Source organism: Mesorhizobium sp., assembly GCF_024509055.1.
Lineage (GTDB): Bacteria > Pseudomonadota > Alphaproteobacteria > Rhizobiales > Rhizobiaceae > Mesorhizobium.
Genome location: NZ_JANINM010000307.1, coordinates 1 through 1,922 on the forward strand (window position 1 = coordinate 1; position 1,922 = coordinate 1,922).

At 65.5% G+C, this 1,922-nt stretch carries 2 protein-coding genes; both read left to right on the forward strand.

What is annotated here, in order from left to right; all coding sequences use genetic code 11:
- The first annotated feature begins 336 nt into the window (after positions 1 to 336).
- On the forward strand, positions 337 to 1,104 hold the full coding sequence (locus tag Q0L57_RS13895; RefSeq protein ID WP_296743517.1) for an alpha/beta hydrolase: 768 nt from the start codon (positions 337 to 339) through the stop codon (positions 1,102 to 1,104).
- 122 nt (positions 1,105 to 1,226) lie between these two features.
- Entirely contained in the window at positions 1,227 to 1,910 is a 684-nt protein-coding gene (locus Q0L57_RS13900; RefSeq protein ID WP_296743518.1) for an alpha/beta hydrolase, read from the forward strand.
- Positions 1,911 to 1,922 lie beyond the last annotated feature (12 nt).

Consider the following 1,922-nt stretch of genomic DNA (forward strand, 5'->3'; position numbering starts at 1 on the left):
CTCGAGGCGACATGGGCGAGCAGGGTCCTGATTTCCGGCACCCTGAAATGCTCTCCGATCGATGAGCGGAGCTGCTCCTTGTCTACATCGAGCCGATTGGACACTGGTCTTCCCTCGAGACTGTCCAGGCCCCCCTTTGCGCAGGCTACTTTAGCTCTCCGCGGCGCTCAATCTGTACCAAAGTGACAATGCAGCGCCGCGGCACCGAAAGGCGGTTTCGGCAAAGTCCGTGCAAAACACAACAGGAATATACCAGAGGCGGCGAGCACCTTGGTCCATCGTCGAGAGGTCGTCGAAGTTTTCGACACCCCGACATGGCTTACAAGGAGCTCCCACATGCCCGCTTTCCCAGCCTTCTTCCGGCGGCTTCACATCGTTGCAGTCGCCGCTCTCGGCCTCGCCAGCCTGCCTGCGGTCGCTTCCGCGGATTCCGCGAAAAACGTCATTCTGGTGCACGGCGCCTGGGGCGATGGGGCGAACTGGTCGAAGGTCATTCCTCTCCTTGCCGCGAAAGGCCTGAACGTCACCGCGGTCCAGTTGCCGCTGACGTCGCTCGCCGACGATGCCGCCACCGTGAAACGCGCCATCGCCCTGGTTGACGGGCCGGTCGTGCTGGCGGGGCACTCCTATGGAGGCGCGGTCATCACCGAAGCCGGAAACGACCCCAAGGTTTCCGCGCTTGTCTATGTCGCTGCGTTCGCGCCGGATGCCGGTCAATCCGCTGGATCCCTGAATGCAACCGTGGCCCCCGCGCCGATGGCCGCGGAAGCCAAGCCGGATGCCGAGGGCTTCATCCGCCTGTCGAAGACCGGCGTGTATGACGATTTCGCCCAGGACACGACCGCGGCCGAGAAGCAGCTTCTCTATATCGCGCAGGTGCCGACCAACGTGAAGTCCGTCGGTGGCAACATCACCAGCGCCGCCTGGCACGACAAGCCGTCCTGGTACATCGTCGCCGCCCATGACCGGGCGATCCAGCCGGCGCTCGAGGCGCAGATGGCCAAGACCATCAAGGCCAAGACCTCGACGCTCGAGGGCAGCCACATGATCATGCTGTCAAAGGCATCCGCCGTGGCCGCCGTGATCGAGCAGGCCACCCACTAACGCTCAGCGGGCGGCATCCCGACGCGCCGGCGGAACCTGCTTTCCGCCGACGCCCCCTGATGCCGCGCCATCGTCCGACCGGCGTCAGCGGTCGTCATCAACCCGATTGTGGAGATACTTCAATGACTGCGAAATCGGTTATCCTTGTGCATGGGGCATGGGCGGATGGATCGAGCTGGAGCAAGGTCATTCCCCGGCTCGCCGCTGAAGGCCTGTCGGTGACCGCGATCCAGCTGCCCCTTACGAGCCTGGCCGACGACGTCGCGACGCTGCGCCGTGCCCTCGCGCTTGCCGAGGGGCCCGTCGTGCTGGCTGGCCATTCCTATGGCGGATCGGTCATCACCGAGGGCGGCAACGACAAGAAGGTGGCCGCGCTCGTCTTCGTGGCCGCCTTTGCGCCGGACAGCGACGAATCCCCGGCGTCGCTGGGGCAGACTGTCGATCCGCCTCCGATGGCGGCGGAAGTCCGGCCTGACGCCTCGGGATTCCTGAAGCTGACCGAGAGCGGAATCCGCGACCACTTCGCCCAGGATCTCTCCGACGACGAAAAGACGGTCCTGTTCGCCGCGCAGGCGCCCACCGCCATCGCGTCCCTGGGCGGGAAGGTCACCGAGCCCGCGTGGCAGTCGCGCCCGAGCTGGTATCTGCTGGCGAGCGAGGACCACGCCATCCCGCCCAAGCTCCAGCACATCATGTCGGGCCGCATCATGGCGAAGGTCACGGAAGTCGCATCGAGCCATGTGGCGATGCTGTCCCACCCTGACCTGACCACCCGCCTCATCCTCGAGGCCGTCCGCGCGGCCTGAACTTCCGCCAGG

What these genes read in the sequence shown, in the direction of transcription:
- Q0L57_RS13895 (WP_296743517.1), top strand. Translation starts at nt 337, where the DNA reads ATGCCCGCTTTCCCAGCCTTCTTCCGGCGGCTTCACATCGTTGCAGTC.
- Q0L57_RS13900 (WP_296743518.1), top strand. Translation starts at nt 1,227, where the DNA reads ATGACTGCGAAATCGGTTATCCTTGTGCATGGGGCATGGGCGGATGGA.